The following is a 4696-nucleotide window of genomic DNA, read 5'->3' on the forward strand; positions in this document are numbered from 1 at the left end:
CTCTGGCGAGCCTGATCGTGAGCGTGGCGGCGTACGCCGCGGGCTCGGCGGCGGCGCTTCGGGCGCTGCGGGCGGGGAACCCGCGGGGCCTGTGCGGGGCGCGGGGGTGCGCCCTGGCGGGGGTGCTTTCGTACGTGGCGCACGGGGCGTGGGAGGTCGCCACGGCCGGACGCCTGCCCGTGGCCGACGCGGCGGAGGCCTTCGCGTTCCTGTCGGCGGCGTCGGTGGCGGCCGCGCTGGCGCTCGACTGGGCGCGCGGGCTTTCGATTCTGACGGTGGCGACGCTTCCGCTCGGGGCGGCCACATCGGCGCTGGCCCTGGCCCTGTGGGCGTCGTCGCCGCCGGGGCGGCCGGCGATGCCGGGGGACGCGATGGGGACGTGGACGGTTCTTCACGTGCTCGTGGCGTTGGCGTCGTACGGGGCGTTCGCGCTGGCGTTCGTGACGGGGGTCGTGTACCTCGTCGAGCACCGCCAGCTTAAGCATCACGGGGCGGGCTCGATTCTGGGGTTCCTGCCGGCGCTCGAGACGGTGCGGCGGCTCAACGTCCGGGCGATGGCGGTGGGGGCGCTGCTTCTTCTGGCGGGGCTCCTGGTGGGCTACTTTCAGGCGCGCGAGCTTTACCGCCGCGAGTTCGACCGGCTGGACCCGAAGATTCTGCTGACGACGCTCACGTTTCTGACCTACGCGGGGATCCTGCTTCTGAGCGCGCGGCCGGCGTTCAAGGGGCGGCGGACGGCGCTCGGGTCGGTGCTGGGCTTCGGCCTGCTCATGATCAACTTCTGGGCGAGCGTCTTCTGGAGCGATCTTCACCGGTTCCGGTAGGGGCTCATGGAGATTTCCGTCACGGGACTCAACCACAAGCGGGCCCCGGTGGAGCTGCGCGAGAAGCTCGCCGTGGACGGGGCGGCGCTGGCGCCGACGCTGGCGGCGCTTCAGAAGGGGCTGGGGGCGCGGGAGCTGGTGATTCTTTCGACGTGCAACCGGGTGGAGCTGTACGCGGTGCACGAGGGGGAGCCTCCCGGCGTGAGGGAGGTGGCCGCGGCGCTCGGGGCGCGCCCGGGAGTGTCGCCCGAAGCGCTCGTTCCGGCGCTCTATCGCCACCACGGGGCCGATGCGGTGCGGCATCTCTTCCGGGTGGTGTCCAGCCTGGACTCCATGGTCGTGGGGGAGACGCAGATTATCGGGCAGGTGAAGGACGCCTACTTCGCCGCCAAGGAGGCGGGAGCGACGGGCCCCGTCTTCAACCGGCTTTTCCAGCACGCCCTGTACGTGGCCAAGCGGGTGCATTCGACGACGGCCCTGGGGGAGCGGCAGGTCTCGGTTCCCTCGGTGGCGGCCCGGATGGCGGAGAAGATTTTCCAGGATCTGTCGTCCAAGACGCTCGTGGTTCTCGGGGCCGGGGAGACGGGGGAGTTGACGGTGGCGGCGTTTCGGAACCGGGGGATGAGCCGCATTCACGTCGTCAACCGGACGCCCGAACATGCGCGGGCGCTGGCGGAACGGACGGGGGGGAAGGCCTACGCGCTGGAGGATCTGCCACGGGTGCTTCCTCTGGGGGACGTGGTGCTGGCGTGCCTGAGGTTCGAGGGATACGCGATCGGGCCCGCCGAGGTCCGCGCGGCGATGCAGGCGCGCCGCCAGGAGCCGATGTTTTTGATCGACATCGCGGTTCCGCGGACGGTCGATCCGGCGGTGAACGAGATCGAAAACGTTTACCTCTATAATATTGACGACCTCGAATCGATCGTGCGGCAGAACCTGGAGGAGCGGGAGCGGGAGGTGGAGCGGTGTTTGCCGCTGGTGGAGGCGGAGACGCAGGTCTTTCTCAAGGAGATCACGCCGCCGGACGTGACGGCGCTTTTGGCGAACGTACGGGAGCGGCTGCAGGCGATTGCCGACGAAGAGCTTCGCCGCACGTTGGGGCGGCTCAACGGGCTTTCCGAGAATCAGAAGCAGGAGATTTCAGAACTCGCGCGCCGGATTATCAACAAGGTGCTTCACGCCCCCTCGGAGACGCTTCGCGGCGGGGGGCTCTCGGAGTCGCATCATACGATCGTAGAACTCGTTCGTAAGTTGTTCGGCCTCAATAGAAAAGGAGATGATCCATCCTAAGGCTGGATCTTGACATCGCGGCGGGGGGCGTGTTATAAGAGGTTTGCTCCGGGCCTTGCGCTCTTTTGTGGAAACTTTGTGGAAATTGTTCGGGGGCAGGAGGCGAATCGCGAATTGCGGGGAATCCCCCCCGTGAAGCCCCTTTCCCGGCAGGAAACGCGCGCGGATTCGGCATTCGCGATTGGCTCCCTGGAACGTTTCCTGGGGAAAAGCCCGTGAGGGGAACCAGGCTCAAGGTCGGCACCCGGGGGAGTCCGCTGGCTTTGGCGCAAACGCGCCTTGTTGTCGAGCGCCTGAAAGCCGCCCATCCGCGCCTCGATTTCGACCTCGTACCCATCCGCACCTCCGGAGATCGGATAACATCGGCGGCGGCGCTTCGGCGGGGCGGCAAGGGGTTGTTCGTCAAGGAGATCGAGAAGGCGCTCCTGGCGCGCAAGGTGGCGCTGGCGGTCCATTCGATGAAGGATCTGCCGACGGAGCTTCCCGAGGGGTTGATTCTCGGGGCGGTCCTTGAGCGGGCGGATCCTTCGGACGTCTTCATCGGGCGCACGCCGGTTCCGCTCGAGAAGCTTCCGGCGGGGTCGGCGGTGGGGACTTCGAGTCTCCGGCGGCAGGCGATCCTGAAGTCGCTTTATCCGCATCTGCGGTTCGTGGAGATGAAGGGGAATCTGGACACGCGGCTGGAGAAGTTGCGGCGCGCGCAGTCGTCCCTGGCGGGGATCGTGGTGGCGGCGGCGGGGCTTCGGAGGCTTTATCCGCAGGATGGAATCGCGGCGCAGGTCCTGCCGCGGGACGTGGTGGTGCCGGCGGCGGGTCAGGGGGCGCTGGGGGTGGAGGTGCGCGCGGCGGACGGGGAACTTCGCGAAATCCTGCGGGCGGTTCATCACGAGATCACGGCGGCGTGCGTGGAGGCGGAGCGGGAGCTGCTGCGGCGGCTGGAGGGGGGATGTCAGGTGCCCCTGGGGGCGTACGCGGAGCCGTCGGACGACGGACTCCTGACGCTTCACGCCTGTCTGGCGGCGCCGGACGGCTCGCGCGTCCTGCGGGCCAGCCAGACGGGAACGCTGGAAGATCCGCGGAGCGTGGCCGAGGCTCTCGAGACGCGGCTCGTCTCGATGGGGGCGCGGGAGATTCTGGCGGCGCTTCGTCCGCGGGGCGGGGCGCGCGCTCCGCGGCGGTGAAGCGCCCGTAACGCACGTCTTTCCCGAGTCTCCTTACCGTCGTATAAACTGCAAAGGGGACTCATGCTCCGTCTGGCCGCGGCCGTCCTGGGCGCGCTCCTTCTGGCGCAGGAAGGGCGGGTGGAGCGGGGCCGTGCTCCCGGGCGTCCGCTCCGGCCCGCCTCCGATCCCGCCCTTCAGGCGCTTCTGTCCCGCTACGAGATCGCGGAGAAGGACTTTCCGTGGGAGCTTAAGTTTCTCAAGGAGAGCGACCGGTTTACGCTTGGGTGGCTCACCTTCCCGTCGCCGGTGCGGGGGCCGGTCGAGGCCAACAACACCGTCTGGGCCAAGTACTGGCAACCCAAGGGGGGCGGGGGAAGGCGTCCGGCGGCGCTGGTGCTGCACTGGCTGGGAGGGAGCTTCGATCTTCTGGAAGTCGTCTGCGGGAAGCTCGCGGAGGAGGGGATCGCGGCGCTCATGATGTACATGCCGCATTACGGTCCTCGGCGGGCGCGGGAGGGCGAAGGGCGGCGGCGGCTGATGACGCTCGACATGGAGGAGACGCTGGCCAACGTCCGCCAGGCGGTGCTGGACGCGCGGCGGGCGGGGGACTGGCTGGCGTCCCGGCCGGACGTGGAGCCTTCGCGGGTGGGGATTGTGGGGATATCGCTGGGGGCGATTCTGGGGAGTCTGGCGGCGGGGGTGGATGATCGTTTCGGGCGCAGCGTGTTCATCATCGGGGGCGGGGATCTTCCGGCGATCGTGCTGAACGGCTCGCGGGAGACGGCCGAGCAGAAGCGGGCGCTGGAGGAGGCGGGCTACACGGCCGATCGGCTGCGGGCGCTCTGGCGGGAAATCGAGCCGTGCACGTTCGCGGGACGGATTCGGACGGAGGAGGTTCTCCTCATCAACGCCGAGTCGGACGAAGTGGTGCCGCGCGAGTGCGCGGTCCGGCTCTGGGAAGCGATGGGGCGGCCGAAGATCCGCTGGATCAAGGGGGGGCACTACGCGATTCTCTTTCAGCTCGGCGGGGTGGTGAAGGAGCTCGTCGCGCACCTGCGCGAGCGGACGGCCTACTGAGGGGGCAGGAGTTTCCAGGTCCCGTCCACTTTTTTCCAGTGGAGCGTCATTTCCGGGGTGGAGACCACGGTGACGGTTCCCGAGTCGCCCGAGACGCGCGCGGACTTCAGGTAGAGGGGGCTGTCGAAGCGGAACCTGCTTTCGAGGAGCTCGGTGATCGTTCGCTTCAGGGCGATCTCCTGGGCGGGTTCGTAGTGGTAGAATTCGAGGATTTTGGTGATGTCGCCGCGGTTGAAGGCGTGGGCGTACTCGCGGCAGCGGGCCTCGAGCTCCTGGGCGGCGGAGGGATCGGCGGGCGGTTCGGGCGTCGCGGAGGCGGGCGTTTCGGAGGGTCGGCCCGCC

5 protein-coding genes are annotated in these 4696 nt (G+C 68.7%); 4 read left to right on the plus strand and 1 reads right to left on the minus strand.

The genetic code is table 11. From position 1 onward, the window contains the following. The 4 genes from ccsA to VNO22_02720 all read left to right on the plus strand — a co-directional run. Positions 1-824: cytochrome c biogenesis protein CcsA (gene ccsA, locus VNO22_02705; protein HXG60262.1), on the plus strand; the 824-nt coding region annotated here is incomplete at its 5' end. Between the two features lie 6 nt (positions 825-830). Further along, positions 831-2114 carry a glutamyl-tRNA reductase gene (hemA, locus tag VNO22_02710; protein HXG60263.1) on the plus strand — a complete coding sequence of 428 codons (1284 nt, stop codon included), beginning with the start codon at positions 831-833 and terminating at the stop codon, positions 2112-2114. 215 nt (positions 2115-2329) lie between these two features. Continuing rightward, on the plus strand, positions 2330-3295 hold the full coding sequence (gene hemC, locus VNO22_02715; protein HXG60264.1) for a hydroxymethylbilane synthase: 966 nt from the start codon (positions 2330-2332) through the stop codon (positions 3293-3295). Between the two features lie 63 nt (positions 3296-3358). Next, a complete protein-coding gene (locus tag VNO22_02720) occupies positions 3359-4354 on the plus strand; it encodes a dienelactone hydrolase family protein (GenBank protein HXG60265.1) in 996 nt (331 codons plus the stop codon). On the opposite strand, the gene VNO22_02725 is transcribed toward VNO22_02720, so the two are convergent. Next, positions 4348-4696: hypothetical protein (locus tag VNO22_02725; protein ID HXG60266.1), on the minus strand; the 349-nt coding region annotated here is incomplete at its 5' end. The genes VNO22_02720 and VNO22_02725 overlap by 7 nt on opposite strands.

Source organism: Planctomycetota bacterium, from assembly GCA_035574235.1.
GTDB lineage: Bacteria > Planctomycetota > MHYJ01 > MHYJ01 > JACPRB01 > DATLZA01.

Coding starts and splice junctions, on each gene's coding strand:
- hemA (HXG60263.1), top strand. CDS start 831: ATGGAGATTTCCGTCACGGGACTCAACCACAAGCGGGCCCCGGTGGAG.
- VNO22_02720 (HXG60265.1), top strand. CDS start 3,359: ATGCTCCGTCTGGCCGCGGCCGTCCTGGGCGCGCTCCTTCTGGCGCAG.